This is a genomic window from Pseudomonas sp. 14P_8.1_Bac3, from assembly GCF_025466085.1.
Classification (GTDB): Bacteria; Pseudomonadota; Gammaproteobacteria; order Pseudomonadales; family Pseudomonadaceae; genus Aquipseudomonas.
The window spans coordinates 14420-30613 of sequence record NZ_JANLOD010000078.1; the positions used below are offsets into that span (position 1 = coordinate 14420).

Genomic DNA, 16194 nt, shown 5'->3' on the forward strand with positions numbered 1-16194 from the left:
ATGAGCCTCCCTTCGCTTGCCGAACTGCCCGGCATTCTGTTGCCGTTTGTCACCCGCGCCGAGCAGTCGTTCCGTGCGGCTGTCGAGGCACTGGATGACGACCATGGCCTGTCCGGCTGGACGCCTGAACGCTGGGCGCAATTCGCCCGCGTCACCGCCGCCAGCGACTTCGTGATTGAACAGAGCATTCGTGACCCTTTGATGTTGCTGGCACTGGTGCAGTCCGGCGAACTGGATCGCGCGTTGACCCCCGGTGAGTTGTGCGCGCAGATTGCGGCGGCGGTCGGTTCGGCAGACACCGAAGACGAACTCGGTCGCGCCCTGCGGCGCCAGCGCACCCGTCAGCAAGTGCGGATCATCTGGCGCGACCTGACCCGCCAGGCGGACCTGATCCAGACCTGCCGCGACCTCTCGGACATGGCCGATGCCAGCATCGATCAGGCCTATCAGTGGTTGTACTCGCGGCATTGCCAGCAGTTCGGCGTGCCCACTGGCCGGCGCAGCGGCGAAGCGCAGCAGATGGTCATTCTCGGCATGGGCAAGCTCGGCGCGGTCGAGCTGAACCTGTCATCGGACATCGACCTGATCTTTGCCTACCCCGAGGGCGGCGAAACCGTCGGTGTGAAACGCTCGCTGGATAACCAGGAATTCTTCATCCGTCTGGGCCAGCGCCTGATCAAGGCGCTGGACCCCATGACCGTCGACGGTTTTGTGTTCCGCGTCGACATGCGCCTGCGACCGTACGGTTCGGCGGGCGCCTTGGTCCTGAGCTTCAATGCCCTCGAGCAGTATTACCAGGACCAGGGCCGCGACTGGGAACGTTACGCGATGATCAAATCGCGCGTGGTGGCCGGCGACCAAGTGGCCGGCGCGCAATTGCAGGAAATGCTGCGCCCGTTCGTTTACCGGCGTTACCTCGACTTCTCGGCGATCGAAGCGCTGCGCACCATGAAGCAGTTGATCCAGCAGGAAGTCCGGCGCAAGGGCATGGCCGACAACATCAAGCTCGGTTCTGGCGGGATCCGCGAGGTGGAGTTCATCGCCCAGGCGTTTCAGCTGATCCACGGCGGCCGCGACCTGAGCCTGCAACAACGTCCTCTATTAAAAGTGTTGAGCACCCTCGAAGGTCAGGGTTACCTGCCGCCGGCGGTGATCAGCGAACTGCGCGAAGGCTACGAATTCCTGCGGTACACCGAGCATGCGATCCAGGCGATTGCCGACCGCCAGACCCAGATGCTCCCGGACGGTGCGCAGGATCAGGCGCGCATTGCCTTTATGTTGGGCTTTGGCGATTGGGATACTTTTCATGCGCAACTGATGCATTGGCGCGATCGGGTGGCCTGGCACTTCGGCCAGGTGATCGCCGACCCCGACGAAGAGGAGGGTGGCGAAAGCGAAGTGGTGGTGGGCGGCGAATGGCTGCCGTTGTGGGAAGAGGCGCAGGACGAAGAAGCCGCGTGCCGTCAGTTGGAGGAGGGCGGTTTCGCCGATGCCACCAAAGCCCTGAAAGCCTTGGCCAGTCTGCGCAGCAGTCCGCAATTGCGGGCGATGCAGCGTTTGGGCCGTGAGCGCCTCGATGCCTTTATTCCGCGGTTGCTGGCGCAGGCGGTTGAACACGCCAATCCCGATCTGGTGCTGGAGCGCGTGCTGCCGCTGGTGGAAGCGGTGGCCCGGCGTTCGGCGTATCTGGTGCTGCTGACGGAAAACCCCGGCGCGCTGCGGCGTTTGCTGACCTTGTGCGCCGCGAGCCCGTGGATCGCTGAGCAAATCACCCGCTTCCCGCTGCTGCTCGACGAATTGCTCAACGAAGGCCGTCTGTTCAAGCCGCCGTTGGCGCCGGAACTGGCCGCCGAGTTGCGCGAGCGCCTGACGCGGATTCCCGAGGATGACCTCGAGCAACAGATGGAAGCTTTGCGCCATTTCAAACTGGCGCATCGCTTGCGCGTCGCCGCCTCGGAAATTGCCGGTAGCCTGCCGCTGATGAAGGTCAGCGATTACCTTACCTGGCTCGCCGAAGCGATCCTTGAGCAAGTGCTGGCCCTGGCCTGGCGCCAAACGGTGGCCAAGTACGGTACGCCGTTGCGTAACGACGGGACGTTGTGCGATCCCGGCTTCATCATTGTCGGTTACGGCAAAGTCGGGGGCCTGGAATTGGGGCATGGTTCGGACCTGGACCTGGTGTTCATCCACGACGGCGATCCGCAGGCGGAAACCGACGGACCGAAACCGATCGACGGCGCGCAATTCTTTACCCGGCTCGGTCAGCGGATCATCCATTTGCTCACGGCGCAGACCAACTCCGGTCAATTGTATGAAGTGGACATGCGCCTGCGACCGTCCGGCGCCTCGGGTTTGCTGGTGAGTTCTCTGGGGGCGTTTGCCCGTTATCAGGAGAATGAGGCCTGGACCTGGGAGCATCAGGCGTTGGTGCGGGCGCGGGTGCTGGTGGGCAGTCAGGATGTCGGCCAGGCGTTCGAGAAGGTTCGCGCGGCGGTATTGGGCAAATCCCGGGACCTGGCGACCTTGCGCCAGGAGGTCAGCGAGATGCGCGCCAAGATGCGCGATAACCTCGGCAGCAAGAGCACCGCGGCCGGCACCGGGGCAAATGCCTTCGAGGCCACGGCGCCGTTCGATCTCAAGCAGGACGCCGGAGGTATCGTCGATATTGAATTTATGGTGCAATACGCGGCCCTGGCGTGGTCGCAAACACATCCGCCATTGCTGCGCTGGACCGACAATATCCGCATTCTGGAAGAGCTGGAACACGAAGGGCTGATGCCCGCCGAAGACGCCAGCCTGTTGCGCGAGGCCTATAAAGCCTACCGCTCCGCCGCGCATCGGCAGGCCTTGCAGAAGGACGCCGGGGTGATACCGGGCGACCAGTTCGTGGATGAGCGGCGGCAGGTGTTGCGGATCTGGCGCGAGCTGGGCCTGAGCTGAAACCGGATATTCGAACGCTTGATATCCACTGTAGGAGCGAGCTTGCTCGCGATGAACCAGAAATCGCCGCGGATGGTCAGGCTTGCCGCGTAATCGTTGACGACCATCGCGAGCAAGCTCGCTCCTACAGTGGAGTTGCTGTGTTGTGTAGAGTGAAGGCAGTAGGCAAAGCGTTAAGCTGCAGATACCCAATGTGGGAGCAAGACCGGTTTGCCGGCGATAGCGGAGTGACAGTCGACAGTCATGTTGAAGGTGATGACCCATCGAAGCCAGCCCTGCTCCCGCAGTGATTCTCGAGGCGGGGAGGCGTATGCCTCCCCGGTTCGTTTTTGGAAACCACATGAAAATTCTGATCGTTGGGCCCAGCTGGGTCGGTGACATGGTGATGGCGCAGACACTGTTTCAGTGTCTCAAACGACGCCACCCGCAATGCGAAATCGACGTCCTGGCCCCCGAGTGGAGCCGGCCAATACTTGAGCGCATGCCCGAAGTCCGCCAGGCCTTGAGCTTTCCGCTCGGCCATGGGGTGCTGGAACTGGCGACTCGCCGGCGCATCGGCAAATCCCTGGCTGGCCAGTACGACCAGGCGATCCTGCTGCCCAATTCCCTGAAGTCGGCGCTGGTGCCGTTCTTCGCCGGCATCCCGAAGCGTACTGGCTGGCGTGGCGAATTCCGCTACGGCCTGCTCAACGACGTGCGCACGCTGGACAAAGAACGTTACCCGCTGATGATCGAGCGTTTCATGGCGCTGGCCTACGAGCCGGGCTTCGAACTGCCGACACCCTATCCTCGCCCGACCTTGCAAATCGACCCGGTCACCCGCGAAGCGGCGCTGGCCAAGTTCGGCCTGACCCTCGACCGTCCGGTGTTGGCGCTGTGCCCCGGTGCCGAGTTTGGCGAATCCAAGCGCTGGCCGTCCGAGCATTACGCCAAGGTCGCCGAGGCGAAGATTCGTGAAGGCTGGCAAGTCTGGCTGTTCGGTTCGAAAAACGATCACGCCGTTGGCGAGGACATCCGCGCGCGCCTGATACCAGGCCTGCGTGAAGAGTCGGTGAACCTCAGCGGCGGCACGTCCTTGGCCGAGGCCATTGACCTGCTGTCCTGCGCGGACTCGGTGGTGTCCAACGACTCCGGCCTGATGCACGTCGCCGCGGCGCTGAATCGCCCATTGGTGGCGGTGTACGGCTCGACCTCGCCGGGCTTCACCCCGCCGCTGGCCGAGCATGTCGAGATCGTGCGCCTGGGCATCGAATGCAGCCCGTGCTTCGATCGCACGTGCCGCTTCGGTCATTACAACTGCCTGCGCCAGCTGATGCCGCAAGCGGTGAACGAAGCCTTGCAGCGGTTGCAGGGCACTGCGGTCGAGGTCCAATAGTTTGCGGGTTCTGCTGATCAAGACTTCTTCGTTGGGCGACGTGATTCATGCGTTGCCGGCGTTGACCGACGCTGCCCGGGCGATTCCCGGCATCACGTTCGACTGGGTGGTGGAAGAAGGTTTCGCCGAGATCCCGACCTGGCACCCGGCTGTGGGCAAGGTGATTCCGGTGGCGATCCGTCGCTGGCGCAAGAACCTCTGGCAAACCATCAAGAGCGGCGAGTGGAAGCGCTTCAAGCAAAGCGTTCGCGCCAGCCAATACGACCTGGTGATTGACGCCCAGGGTCTGTTGAAAAGCGCCTGGCTGACGCGCTACGTCAAGGCGCCGGTGGCGGGCCTCGACAAAGGTTCGGCACGGGAGCCGATCGCCGCGCGTTTCTATGATCGGCGCCTGGCGGTTGCCCGTGGCCAGCACGCGGTGGAGCGAGTGCGTCAGTTATTCGCCATCGCCCTGGGCTACGACTTGCCCAAAGGCCTGGGTGATTACGGTCTGAATGTCGAGCGGCTGGTCGAGTTGCCGCGCAAGAATCCTTACGTGCTGTTTCTGCACGGCACCACCTGGGACACCAAACACTGGCCCGAAGCCTACTGGCGCGAGCTGGCCGAGCGTGTCGGCTATCTCGGCGTCGGCGTGAAGCTGGCCTGGGGCAATCCCGCGGAGAAAGCCCGGGCCGAGCGCATCGCCAAGGACATGCGCCACGTCGAAGTGCTGCCCAGGCTGAACCTGGCGGGCGTCGGCAAAGTGCTGGCCGGCGCGCAAGCCTGCGTGGCGGTCGACACCGGCCTCGGCCATCTCGCCGCGGCGCTCGACGTGCCGACCCTGTCGCTGTTCGGCCCGACCAATCCGGGCCTGACCGGCGCGTATGGCAAAGCGCAGATTCACATCGCCAGCGATTTCCCCTGCGCACCGTGCCTGCAAAAGAAATGCACCTATCAACCGACGGCCGACGATGCCCGCCGGTTTGACCTGAAACGCGAGTGGCCGCTGTGCTTTACGCGTCTGAATCCCGAGCGTGTCGCGACCCGACTGAGCACGTTGTTACTGGCTGAGGAGCTGCGCTGATGCAATTGGCATTCGTCTTGTACAAGTACTTTCCCTTCGGCGGCTTGCAGCGTGATTTCATGCGCATCGCCCTGGAATGCCAGCAGCGTGGTCATCAGATTCGCGTCTACACGCTGATCTGGGAAGGCGACATTCCACCGGGTTTCGAAGTGCTGGTCGCGCCGGTCAAGGCGTTCTTCAATCATCGGCGCAACGAAAAACTCAGTGAGTGGATGGAGGCCGACCTGGCCAAGCGTCCGGTGGACCGCCTGATCGGCTTCAACAAAATGCCGGGCCTGGACGTTTACTATGCCGCCGACGGCTGTTTCGAAGACAAGGCGCAGAACCTGCGCAACTCGCTGTACCGTCGTTGGGGCCGCTATCGCCATTTCGCCGAATACGAGCGCGCGGTGTTCGCCAAGGACGCCAAGACTGAAGTGCTGATGATTTCCGAAGTCCAGCAGCCACTGTTCATCAAGCATTACGACACGCCGCTGGAACGCTTCCACCTGCTGCCGCCGGGCATTTCCCAGGACCGTCGCGCACCGCCCAACGCCGCCGAGATACGCGCCGGTTTTCGTCGTGAATTCAACCTCAAGGACGACGACCTGCTGCTGGTGCAGATCGGCTCCGGCTTCAAGACCAAGGGCGTGGATCGCAGCCTCAAGGCACTGGCCGCATTGCCCGCTGATCTGAAGAAACGCACCCGGCTGTTTGTAATTGGCCAGGACGACCCCAAATTGTTCCAGATGCAGAGCGCCACGTTGGGGCTCGGCGACAACGTGACGTTCCTCAAGGGCCGCAGTGATATCCCGCGTTTCCTGCTCGGGGCCGACCTGCTGATCCACCCGGCGTACAACGAAAACACCGGGACCGTGTTGCTCGAAGCGTTGGTCGCCGGTTTGCCGGTGCTGGTGAGCGCGGTCTGTGGTTATGCCCATTACATCGCCGAGGCCGACGCCGGTCTGGTGCTGGACGAGCCGTTCGATCAGGCGCAGCTGACGCACTACCTGACCGGCATGTTGAACGACGCAAATGCACGGGCGGCCTGGAGCCGCAACGGCCTGGCCTTCGCTGAGACGGCCGACCTCTACAGCATGCCGCAGCGCGCGGCCGATGTGATTCTGGCGGAGCACGCTTAATGAAGTTGATGCTGGCTGAACCGTTCAAAAGCCTTTGGACCGGACGCGACCCGTTCGCCGAAGTCGAAGGGCTGCAGGGCGAGGTGTACCGCGAGCTTGAGGCCCGGCGGACGCTGCGCACCGAGGTGGACGGCAACGGGTTTTTCGTGAAGATCCACCGGGGCATCGGCTGGGGCGAGATCTTCAAGAACCTGCTGACCGCCAAGCTGCCCGTACTCGGCGCGGGCCAGGAATGGCAAGCCATTCAGCGCCTGCAGGAGGTTGGCGTGCCGACCATGACCGCCGTGGCTTATGGCGAGAAAGGCAGCAACCCGGCGGACCAGCATTCGTTCATCATCACCGAAGAGCTGGCACCGACGGTCAGCCTCGAAGATTTCAGCATCGACTGGGTCAGGCAGCCGCCGCAGCCCAGGCTCAAGCGCGCGCTGATCGCCGAAGTCGCGCGCATGACCGGCATGATGCACCGCGCCGGGGTCAATCACCGCGACTGCTACATCTGCCACTTCCTGCTGCACACCGACAAACCGGTGACGCCTGACGACTTCAAGCTCTCGGTGATCGATCTGCACCGCGCCCAGACCCGCCCGGCGATCACCCAGCGCTGGCGCAACAAGGATCTGGCGGCACTGTACTTCTCGGCCCTGGACATCGGCCTGACCCAGCGCGACAAGCTGCGTTTCCTCAAGGGCTACTTCCAGCAACCGCTGCGGCAGATCCTTGCTGAAGAAGCCGCGTTGCTCGGCTGGCTCGAAGGCAAGGCCAACAAACTCTATGACCGTAAACAGCGATACGGGGACGCGCTCTGATGTCGGGCTGGAAACTGGAACCTGCTTACAGCGATCTGGCCGAAGACTTTGGCAGCCTCGAAGCGGTATTCGCCCTCAAGGGGGAGCAACTGACCCGCGATCCATTGTCCGAAGTCGTCCGCGTGCAGCGCAAAGGCGTCAATTATTACGTCAAGCGCTACGTTGGCGCGGGCAAGGGCTTGCGTCGTTATCTCGGCAAGCCGCGAGTGAAAATGGAATGGCAGAACCTCAAGCGTTTTGCCAAGTGGGGCATTCCCACCGCGGAAGTGGTGGCCTGGGGACTGGAGCGGCGCGGTGCCGCCTATGACCGCGGGGCGATGATCACCCTGGAATTGCCGCATACCGAAGACCTCAATGCGCTGGCTGAGCGGGATGACCCGAAGCTGGCGGATCGCGCCTGGGTCGATGGCATCAGCCGACAACTGGCCGGTTACACCCGGACCATGCACGACAATCGCTTCACCCATAACGATCTGAAGTGGCGCAACCTGCTGGTCGACGACGAGGCGCGGCTGTTCCTGATCGACTGCCCCAACGGTGATTTCTGGCGCGGTTTCTGGCTCAAGTACCGCATCACCAAGGACCTGGCCTGCCTCGACAAGGTCGCCAAATATCACTTGTCGGCCACTCAGCGCCTGCGTTTTTACCTGCAATACCGCCAGCGGACCCGGCTCAATGCCGCCGATAAAAAGCGGATCCGGCACGTGGTGAGATTTTTCGAGGGACGCGAATGACTGATTTTCTGGCCGCTGAAGACCGTGCGCTCCTGGAGCGTCACGACCTCGGCACCTTCGATGCACTGTGGGCCCGCAAGCTTGAAGCTGTGGATGAGCCCAACACCGCGCGCGGTGGCTGGAGCAGTGTGTTTCGACTGGACCTTGAAGGTCACGGCTACTACCTCAAGCGCCAAAGCAATTATCTGATGCGCACCTTGCACGCGCCGTTTGGCGAACCCAGCTTTGCCCGGGAATTCCGCAACATCAGCCGCTATGAAAAGCTTGGCATTCCGGCGCTGAAGGCGGTGTTCTTCGGTGAGCGCAAGGTCAATGGCGAGGTCCGGGCCGTCCTCTTGACCCGCGCACTGGACGGTTGGAACGACCTGGATTCACTGTTGGAACGCTGGTCGGATCTGAGCCCGGCGCAGCATTCGGCCATTTTGAAGGCCTGCGGGCTGCTGGCTCGGCGCCTGCACGGCGCACGCCAGGTTCACGGCTGCTTCTACCCCAAGCACATTTTTCTCCAGGCCACCGGCGACGGGTACTCGGCCCAGTTGATCGACCTGGAAAAAACCCGACCGCTGCTGTTCGGTCACCGTGACCGGGTCAAGGACCTCGAGCCGCTGACTCGAAGGGCGCGCGAGTGGAGCGAAGCGCAGCTGCGCGAGTTGCTGTCCGCCTATCTGGATCAACCGCAGGACAGTGCGCTGATCGATAGCTGGCTGGCGCGATTGACCGTGCGGCGTCGCTACAAGAGGGCGAATTGATGCGTTTGTCTGAACTCAAGAACGCCGGTCGCCATCCTCAGCTGCCCCTGAGCATTCCGCTGGCGGATGCCGCCGGGCCGGCGCAGTTGCAGCTGTTGAGCCTGTTACGGGTGTTGCCGGGCCAGCGTTATGTCGGTGCCGGTGTCTGGCGTGGCCGCCCGGTACTGGCCAAATTGCTGGTCGGCAGCAAGGCGGCGCGGCATTTTCAACGTGAGCGGGACGGCGTGCGTCTGCTCGCCGCCCAGGGATTGACCACGCCGCCATTGCTGGCCGATGGCCTGAAGGAGGGCGAGGGTGGCTGGCTGTTGTTCGATTTCCTGGAGGGCGCCGAAAGCCTCGGTGATACCTGGAAACAGGTCGAGCACTTGCCGGTGCTCGCGGACGGGCAGGGGGCTGTATTGGCCGAGGCGCTGGGTGCGATCGGTCAGATGCACCGCAAAGGGTTGTGGCAGGAAGACCTGCACCTGGACAACCTGCTGCGTCAACGCGGCCGCCTGTATTTGATTGATGGCGCCGGGATCCGCAGCGAAACCCCGGGTCAGCCGCTGTCACGGCAGAAAGTCCTGGAAAACCTCGGGGTGTTTTTCGCCCAGTTGCCCAGATCGCTGGAGCCGTTCACCGAAGAATTGCTGGTCTATTACCTCCTGAGCAACGGCGAGCACGCCTTGCCGATGGAGGCGTTGCAGAAGCAGATCGACAAGGTGCGCAGTTGGCGGCTCAAGGACTTCCTGATCAAGGTGGGGCGTGAGTGCACGTTGTTCAGTGTGCAACGCGGGCCATTCGGCCTGCGGGCGATTCGTCGCGAAGAAGAGGCGGCCATGCTGCCCGTGCTGGAGCAGGCTGATGCACTGCTCGATCAGGGCCACTTGTACAAGACCGGCGGCGCGGCGAGTGTCGGAAAAGTCGTGGCGGCCGGTCGGACGCTGGTGATCAAGCGTTACAACATCAAGGGATTCGCCCACTGGCTCAAACGCTTCTGGCGCCCAAGCCGTGCCTGGCATTCCTGGCGTGAAGGCAATCGCCTGACGTTCCTTGGTATCGCCACGCCGAAACCGTTGGCTGTGCTGGAAAAGCGCTTCCTCTGGTTGCGCAGCCGGGCGTATCTGGTGACCGAGCACCTGCCGGGGCCGGACATCATCGAGCGATTCGCGCCGTACGTTGAGAGCGGCGACGCCCCCGAGGCCGAGCTGGTGGCGCTGGATCATCTGTTCGCGGAGCTGATTCGCGAGCGGATCAGTCACGGCGACTTCAAGGGGCATAACCTGTTCTGGCAGGAAGATCGCTGGGCGCTGATCGATCTGGATGCGATGTGCCAGCACGGTTCGCTGAGCAGCTTCGCACCGGCGTATGCACGGGATCGGGCGCGGTTCATGCGTAACTGGCCTGAGGGTAGCGCGTTGTATCAGGTGATCGATCAGCGGTTGCCCAAGGACATCGCCAGCGCTGGCTGAACCCCTATCGCGAGCAGGCTCGCTCCTGCAGGATCGGCGGCGGGAGCGTTTACCGCAGATCCTGTAGGACCCGGCTTTACGGCGATGTGGCCGGAAAACCCAATCCACCCCTCGGCCTGTCAAATCGGGACAGGTTCTTGTGACATGTCCTACATGATCTACAGACCCCATGAACTGGGCCTCCCATAGTCACGATGCTAGTTTGCCTGACGTTCTCGGAGGGCAAGTCTTGTCTATTAAATCGGCTGTCACGCTTGGCACCTGTTCATTGCTGTTATCGGGCTGCGGAACCGCTCTCACGGTGTTGCAGAATGACGAGGGCGCCGCGCGCGGCCTCAGGAAGCAAAAGACCTACTGTCAGTCCATTCCGCGCATCTATAGCGGCCTGGCCCACGATTTTTGTATTTTGAATGCGCCGCCCGATCCCACCGGCTTCCTGGTCCCGTTCGTGCTGCTGGACCTGACCCTGTCGGGAGCGTTCGACACGGTTGCCCTGCCTTACACGATCTACCGCCAGGCTGCGGATGGCAGCCTCAGTATCTACTGGCGGCCGGCTCGCCGATGAATCCAGGCAATCACTTCATACGAAATCATCTGGGTGGCACTGATAACCCGTAGGCTCATTCCTGCCATGTTTACGCTATAATCCCGCCCTTTAGCTGTCTCTCGCCCCTTGCGAGGGCACATTCATTTTGAGGCGCGTTGCGCCTGCATGCAGACTTAAGAGGCTAGACCCCTGTGGCATTGACGATTCTTGGCCTGTCCGGCGCCCTTAGCCATGATCCTTCCGCAGCCCTGTACATCGACGGCAAACTGGTCGCAGCGGCGGAAGAAGAGCGCTTCGTGCGCGATAAACACGCAAAGAACCGCATGCCTTACGAATCGGCGAAGTTCTGCCTCGAGCAGGCCGGTATCAAGCCCTCCGACGTTGACGTGGTGGCAATTCCGTTTGCGCCGATCAGCCTGTTCGGCAAGGCCCGCTGGCACTACGCCAAGCGTTACTGGTATGCCCCGGACCGCGCCCTTGACGCGATCCTGATGGGCAATCGTCGCTACAAACGCTATCGCAACAAGATCGTCTGGTGCCTCGAACAACTGGGTTTCGATCCGAAGAAGATCAAGATCGAGCCGGTCGAACACCACCTGGCCCACGCCTCCAGCGCTTACCACTGCTCCGGTTTCAAAGAAAAAACCGCGATCCTCGGGATCGACGGCAAGGGTGAATACGCCACGACCTTCTTCGGCTACGGCGAAAACGGCAAGATCCACAAGATCAAGGAATTCTTCGATCCGGACTCCCTCGGTGGCCTGTACGGTGCGATCACCGAGTTCCTCGGTTTCGAAATGCTCGACGGCGAGTTCAAGGTCATGGGCATGGCGCCGTACGGCGACGCCAGCAAATACGATTTTTCGCGCCTGGCTTCCTTCGAGAACGGTGAGCTGGTGATCAACACCGACTACGCCAACGTCATCGGTCTGCGTCGCTATAAAGAGAAGGGCAAGGGTTTCTACTTTTCGCCGAAGCTGATCGAGTGGCTGGGGCCGAAGCGCGAAGGCGACATCGCTGACGAGCCTTACATCCACTACGCCGCGAGCATGCAAGCGCTGTTCGAAAAGATCTCGCTGCAGATGATCGACTACTACCTGGGCGACGTGCTCAAGGAAACCGGCAAGCTGGCTTTCGCTGGCGGCTGTGCGTTGAACGTCAAGCTGAACCAGAAAATCATCGCCCGCGATGACGTCAAGGAGCTGTTCGTGCAACCTGCGTCCGGCGATGCCGGCACTGCGGTCGGTGCGGCCGCTTACGTGTCCCACGCCCGTGGCGTGCCGGTCGAGAAGATGGAACACGTTTACCTCGGCCCGTCGTACAGCAACGAAGACGTACTCGCGGCCTGCGCCCGTCACCCGAGCAAGCCGGTATGGCGCAAGCTCGAGAACATGCCGGAAAACATCGCCAAAATCATGGTCGACGGCAACCCGGTGGCCTGGTTCCAGGGGCGCATGGAGTTCGGTCCGCGTGCCTTGGGCGGGCGTTCTATCATCGGGTGCCCGAGCGCGACCGGCGTGGCCGATCGCATCAACCACCAGATCAAGTTCCGCGAGCGTTGGAGGCCTTTCTGCCCCTCGATGCTCGACACTGTTGCCCCGCAGATGATCAAGATCGATCACCCGGCGCCGTTCATGACCTTCACCTTTGAAGTGGCGGAAGAGTGGAAGACCCGGGTGCCCGAAGTTGTCCACGAAGACGGCACGTCCCGGGCCCAGGTGCTCAAGCGTGAATACAACCCGCGCTACTACGACATGATGAAAGCGCTCGAAGTCCTGACTGGCAACGGCGTATCGCTGAACACTTCGCTCAACCGTCGTGGTGAACCGATGATCTGCTCGCCGACGGATGCCCTGAACATGTTCTTCGGTTCCGACCTACAGTATCTGATCATGGAAGACATTCTGGTGGTCAAAGAGGGCGCGAACGCATATGACACGCTCGGCTGAACGCCATGTGCTGCAGTTCTGTCACGGCTATGACGGTCCGTTTCTGGACTGCGCCCGGCAGTACGCCAGTCTGTTCGCGGGATCCGGCTATCGAGTGACCACGGTGTTCCTGACCGGGGAGGCCGATGCTGAGGTCGCCGCGGCCTGCGCTTCTGATGAAGTGCTGTTCATGGAATACAGTTCCAGGGCCATTCGTGGCCTGAAGCTGGGCGCCATTGCCGATCTGCGCAAGATCGCCGCCTCGCGCAACTTCAGCTTCTGCATCGCCCACCGATTCAAGCCGCTCTACATTGCTTTGCTCGGCACCTCGTTGCCGGTGATCGGCGTGCATCACGCGTTTGACGACTACGCGCGTGGCACCCGCAAATTCTTCGCCAATTTTTTCCGCAAGCGCTTGAGCCTGCTCGGAGTCTCTGACGCCGTGCGCGACGATATTCGCATATGCCTGCCAAAATGGCCGGCTGAGCGGATTCAGACCCTCCATAACCGCATCGATGTGCAAGCCTTGCAGGACAGCCATGTCTCCGTGCGCGAAGCGCGGGAAACCCTGGGGTTGTCGATGGATGCGTGGGTGATCGGCAACGTGGGCAGGCTGCACCCGGACAAGGACCAGACCACGTTATTGCACGGTTTTGCTGCGGCGTTACCGAAGTTGCCAGCCAACAGTCAGTTGGTGATTCTCGGGATTGGCCGTCTGGAGCATGAGCTCAAGGCCATGGCTCGGGAGCTGGGGATTGGCGATCGCGTGCTGTTCCTTGGTCAGGTACCTGAGGCTCGTCGCTATTTCCGTGCCTTCGATGTGTTTGCCTTGAGTTCCGATCACGAGCCGTTCGGCATGGTGCTGCTGGAGGCCATGGCCGCCGGTGTGCCCCTGCTGGCGACGGCGTGTGGCGGGGCGAAGGAAGTGGTCGAAGGTGTCGGCATTCTGTTTCCGCTGGGCGATGTCGAGCGCCTGGCGCAAGGCCTGCAACATCTGGCCGCCATGGATGACCTGCAGCGTCGTCAGTGCGCCGAACTGATGCTTGACCGTTTGCGGGAGCGCTTCTCCGATCGCGCGGTGCGCGATGCTTTCTGGCATTTGCCGATCGTCACCGAACTGACGGTGAGGGGTTGATGCTCAACCGATTCCAAGGCTGGCGCGAACGTGGTTGGGCAGTGATCGACGCCTCGACGTACGCCGAGACCTGGCAACACTATGGCGGCAGTGTCGCCACTCACCCCATGGTGGTCGAGCGCCTGGCGCAGTTGGCTGGCATTCCGGTGCGCTACCTCGGCTGGGCACCGAATGGCGAAATTCAGGCGGCCATTCCGACCTGGGGCCGCGACCTGGCCTTGTCCAAGGACGTGCTCAAGCGCCGCGGTAAAAAAGGACTGTTCGACCTCGGTAATGCCGAGCTGATCCTGCCCGCCGCCGTCGATACCCAAGCCCCCCTGCGCCATCGCGCACGTTATTTGTCCGCACTGAATGAAGGTCGCTTCAGCGGCATCAGGTTGCAGGCGGAACAACTGGCCATGGCCCGCACACCAGAAGAACTGTCGAAAAAGTTTCGCTATAACCAGCGCCGTGAATTGCGCTTGCTGGAGGAGGCGGGCGGCGTGGTGCGGCCGGTCAGCGGATTCTCCAGTGGCGAACTGGCGGCGATCTACTGCGATTTGTTCCAGCGCCGTTGGGGTTTTCCGGCGACCGGGGCCGAGCGCATGGCTGAGGTGATCGAGCTATTGCGTGATTTGCTGATCGGCTCGGTGATCTTCCTCAACGATGCGCCGATCGCGATTCAACTGGTGTACCGCGTCGAAGCGCCGCAATGGATCAGTGTCGAGTACATCAATGGCGGCGTTGACCCCGAGACCCGCGAATTCAGCCCTGGTAGCGTCCTGAGTTTTCTCAATACCCAAAGCGCCTGGGAGCATGCACGTGCGCTGGACAAGCCCCTGCGCTTTTCCTTCGGTCGCGCCGACCGTGAATACAAGGACCGCTGGTGCAATCCTGTGCCGGTCTTCACCGTATGAGCCCACCCATGAGCCGCAAACAGCAATTGCTCAAGCGCCACCGGCGCAACAAACGCATCGGCCTGTTGATCGCCCTGGTGCTGTTGATCGGTATTGGCGTCCTGGTGGCCTGGTGGCTGCCGCTGGTGCTCGCGGTCCTCGGCTGGATCGCTCACGAAGCCTGGTTCGCCGACCATTTGTTTTATTCGCCCAAGGACGATTACGCGTACAGCTTTCCGCCCTACACCCCGCAACCGAAGATTCATCTGGACGGAGAGCGTTTGCGTCTGGATGACGGTGTCATGCTGGTGGACGACGCGACGCTGATCCTGGCGCTGCGGGTCAAAAGCACCTGGCTCGGACGCTTTATCGACCCGTTCGTCGAGTTGGCGGGTGGCGACAATCCTGATCGGCAAACCTTCGAGCGCGGCGCCAACGGCTTGCGCTATCTCAATCTCAGTGGTCAGGCGCAAGTGCTGTCCCGGGGTGAGCTGCGTTTGCGCGGACGTTTTTGCCGGGTGCTGGGCGAACCCGTGCTCTGGGCGTTCGAACAGCCGGATTACCGCCGTCAACGTGTAATGGTGATCGCCCCTCACGCGGACGACGCCGAGCTGGCAGCCTACGGTTTGTACAGTCAGGCGGACGAAGCCTGGATCGTCACCCTTACTGCAGGTGAAATCGAAGCGGATCATTATCGGCAGATCGGCCTGAACAAGGTCGAGGCGGCACGTTTGAAAGGGCGGTTGCGCGCCTGGGACAGCATCGCCGTGCCACGCTGGGCGGGGGTGCCGGAAGCTCATTGCGTGCAGTTGGGCTATTTCTGCCTGCAACTGGCGGGGATGCAGGCCGCGCCATCCAGACCCGTGGGTTCGCGTGAAGCGGAGATGGATGACACGCGATTGTTCCGTCAGTTGAACCCCTTTGCCCTGCCGGGCGACGTCGATGGTGCGCCGACCTGGAATAACCTGCTGGCCGATCTGCGCGAATTGCTGCTACGCGCTCGCCCCGAAGTCATCGTGTTGCCGCACCCGACGTTCGATCCGCACCCGGACCACATCTGCGCTCAGCAAGCGGTTCTGGAAGCGCTTCGAGGCCTCGACTGGCAGCCGACCACGTTGCTCGGTTATGCCAACCATTTGCATGACAACGATCGCTGGCCCATGGGCGATGCCGGGCATGGCATTGCGCTGCCGCCGGCTTTCGATGCTTCGCTGCCCATGCAGCCGTTCTGCCTGCCGGTGCCACCGACGCTTCAGCGTGATAAGGCCATGGCGCTGGCAATGATGCACGACTTGCAGCCGCGCATGCCGTTCAAGCGGCGCCTGCGGCGGTTGATACAGTGGCTCTTGGCCAGTAGAGTGCCGCCCCTCTATGGTGAGAATGAGTTCTTTCGCAAGGCGGTCAGACGCCAAGAGCTGTTCTGGCTCCTGCAGCAGGTTGAAACATCCGGGCAGCAGAACTGAAGTACAC

Annotated in this window: 13 protein-coding genes; all 13 read left to right on the top strand. The window is 62.1% G+C overall.

The annotated features are described in order from the left end of the window. The 13 genes from glnE to NTD84_RS28755 all read left to right on the top strand — a co-directional run bounded on the left by glnE (position 1) and on the right by NTD84_RS28755 (position 16187). On the top strand, positions 1 to 2940 hold the full coding sequence (gene glnE, locus NTD84_RS28695) for a bifunctional [glutamate--ammonia ligase]-adenylyl-L-tyrosine phosphorylase/[glutamate--ammonia-ligase] adenylyltransferase (protein ID WP_262172424.1): 2940 nt from the start codon (positions 1 to 3) through the stop codon (positions 2938 to 2940). 340 nt (positions 2941 to 3280) lie between these two features. Then, complete coding sequence (waaF, locus tag NTD84_RS28700) at positions 3281 to 4315, top strand: lipopolysaccharide heptosyltransferase II (protein WP_262172425.1); 1035 nt, start codon at positions 3281 to 3283, stop codon at positions 4313 to 4315. Position 4316: 1 nt separating this feature from the next. Then, positions 4317 to 5378, top strand: coding sequence for a lipopolysaccharide heptosyltransferase I (gene waaC / locus NTD84_RS28705; protein WP_262172426.1), 1062 nt, complete (start codon positions 4317 to 4319; stop codon positions 5376 to 5378). Further along, on the top strand, positions 5378 to 6499 hold the full coding sequence (locus NTD84_RS28710) for a glycosyltransferase family 4 protein (protein WP_262172427.1): 1122 nt from the start codon (positions 5378 to 5380) through the stop codon (positions 6497 to 6499). Before waaC ends, NTD84_RS28710 begins: the two co-directional genes overlap by 1 nt. Beyond that, on the top strand, positions 6499 to 7305 hold the full coding sequence (gene rfaP / locus NTD84_RS28715; RefSeq protein WP_262172428.1) for a lipopolysaccharide core heptose(I) kinase RfaP: 807 nt from the start codon (positions 6499 to 6501) through the stop codon (positions 7303 to 7305). Before NTD84_RS28710 ends, rfaP begins: the two co-directional genes overlap by 1 nt. Then, complete coding sequence (locus NTD84_RS28720; RefSeq protein ID WP_262172429.1) at positions 7305 to 8039, top strand: lipopolysaccharide kinase InaA family protein; 735 nt, start codon at positions 7305 to 7307, stop codon at positions 8037 to 8039. Before rfaP ends, NTD84_RS28720 begins: the two co-directional genes overlap by 1 nt. Next, positions 8036 to 8788, top strand: coding sequence for a lipopolysaccharide kinase InaA family protein (locus NTD84_RS28725; RefSeq protein WP_262172430.1), 753 nt, complete (start codon positions 8036 to 8038; stop codon positions 8786 to 8788). Before NTD84_RS28720 ends, NTD84_RS28725 begins: the two co-directional genes overlap by 4 nt. Further along, positions 8788 to 10239, top strand: coding sequence for a lipopolysaccharide kinase InaA family protein (locus NTD84_RS28730; protein ID WP_262172432.1), 1452 nt, complete (start codon positions 8788 to 8790; stop codon positions 10237 to 10239). The genes NTD84_RS28725 and NTD84_RS28730 overlap by 1 nt, the downstream gene beginning before the upstream one ends. A 229-nt stretch (positions 10240 to 10468) precedes the next feature. After that, complete coding sequence (locus NTD84_RS28735; protein WP_262172433.1) at positions 10469 to 10804, top strand: YceK/YidQ family lipoprotein; 336 nt, start codon at positions 10469 to 10471, stop codon at positions 10802 to 10804. 173 nt (positions 10805 to 10977) lie between these two features. After that, positions 10978 to 12735, top strand: a complete 1758-nt coding sequence (locus tag NTD84_RS28740) for a carbamoyltransferase (protein ID WP_262172434.1) — start codon at positions 10978 to 10980, stop codon at positions 12733 to 12735. After that, positions 12719 to 13849 carry a glycosyltransferase gene (locus NTD84_RS28745; protein ID WP_262172435.1) on the top strand — a complete coding sequence of 377 codons (1131 nt, stop codon included), beginning with the start codon at positions 12719 to 12721 and terminating at the stop codon, positions 13847 to 13849. Before NTD84_RS28740 ends, NTD84_RS28745 begins: the two co-directional genes overlap by 17 nt. Beyond that, positions 13849 to 14745, top strand: a complete 897-nt coding sequence (locus NTD84_RS28750) for an antimicrobial resistance protein Mig-14 (protein ID WP_262172436.1) — start codon at positions 13849 to 13851, stop codon at positions 14743 to 14745. The genes NTD84_RS28745 and NTD84_RS28750 overlap by 1 nt, the downstream gene beginning before the upstream one ends. An 8-nt stretch (positions 14746 to 14753) precedes the next feature. Further along, positions 14754 to 16187 (top strand): PIG-L deacetylase family protein, encoded by a 1434-nt coding sequence (locus tag NTD84_RS28755; RefSeq protein WP_262172437.1) that lies wholly within the window; start codon positions 14754 to 14756, stop codon positions 16185 to 16187. The last annotated feature ends 7 nt before the right edge of the window (positions 16188 to 16194 follow it).

Bases quoted from the DNA above. Each gene is read 5' to 3' on its own strand.
- rfaP (WP_262172428.1), top strand. From the start codon at position 6,499: ATGAAGTTGATGCTGGCTGAACCGTTCAAAAGCCTTTGGACCGGACGC.
- NTD84_RS28720 (WP_262172429.1), top strand. From the start codon at position 7,305: ATGTCGGGCTGGAAACTGGAACCTGCTTACAGCGATCTGGCCGAAGAC.
- NTD84_RS28710 (WP_262172427.1), top strand. From the start codon at position 5,378: ATGCAATTGGCATTCGTCTTGTACAAGTACTTTCCCTTCGGCGGCTTG.
- NTD84_RS28755 (WP_262172437.1), top strand. From the start codon at position 14,754: ATGAGCCGCAAACAGCAATTGCTCAAGCGCCACCGGCGCAACAAACGC.
- NTD84_RS28750 (WP_262172436.1), top strand. From the start codon at position 13,849: ATGCTCAACCGATTCCAAGGCTGGCGCGAACGTGGTTGGGCAGTGATC.
- NTD84_RS28745 (WP_262172435.1), top strand. From the start codon at position 12,719: ATGACACGCTCGGCTGAACGCCATGTGCTGCAGTTCTGTCACGGCTAT.
- NTD84_RS28725 (WP_262172430.1), top strand. From the start codon at position 8,036: ATGACTGATTTTCTGGCCGCTGAAGACCGTGCGCTCCTGGAGCGTCAC.
- glnE (WP_262172424.1), top strand. From the start codon at position 1: ATGAGCCTCCCTTCGCTTGCCGAACTGCCCGGCATTCTGTTGCCGTTT.
- NTD84_RS28730 (WP_262172432.1), top strand. From the start codon at position 8,788: ATGCGTTTGTCTGAACTCAAGAACGCCGGTCGCCATCCTCAGCTGCCC.
- waaF (WP_262172425.1), top strand. From the start codon at position 3,281: ATGAAAATTCTGATCGTTGGGCCCAGCTGGGTCGGTGACATGGTGATG.